At 47.9% G+C, this 409-nt stretch carries 1 protein-coding gene; it reads right to left on the minus strand.

Annotation, left to right across the window (positions count from 1 at the left end; genetic code table 11):
• Positions 1-123: 123 nt before the first annotated feature.
• Positions 124-409: HIT domain-containing protein (locus AB4585_RS28070; RefSeq protein ID WP_372172043.1), on the minus strand; the 286-nt coding region annotated here is incomplete at its 5' end.

Consider the following 409-nt stretch of genomic DNA (forward strand, 5'->3'; position numbering starts at 1 on the left):
AAGGTAAGGTCACCCGCATGTTTGACACCATCAAGGGTCAAGAAAAGGGCGTGCGCTATACCATCAATCAAGGTATTAGCTTAAACGTTCAAATGTAAACGTCGCTACACGCTAAGTTTCCAATCAGCTAGGTTTAAACTGCTCGCAGTTGCCTAGCTTTTTTTTGATCTGCTCTAGCAGTTGCTGTTGTTCCAGGTCGCGTCTAAATTCACCCTTGGTGTTTCCCCATACCGGCCCTGGCCATGCATGGTCGGTCTTAAAGCGCGCAATATGATGAACGTGCAGCTGCGGCACCATATTGCCCAGAGCCCCAAGGTTCATCTTATCGGGCAAAAATAACGCTTCTAGTGCCTGCATCACCGTTTGTGATTCTATCAAGAATTGTTGCTGCTCTTGCATTGGCAGGTGG

The sequence above is a fragment of the Vibrio sp. 10N.222.49.C9 genome, from assembly GCF_041474985.1.
Classification (GTDB): Bacteria; Pseudomonadota; Gammaproteobacteria; order Enterobacterales; family Vibrionaceae; genus Vibrio; species Vibrio crassostreae_C.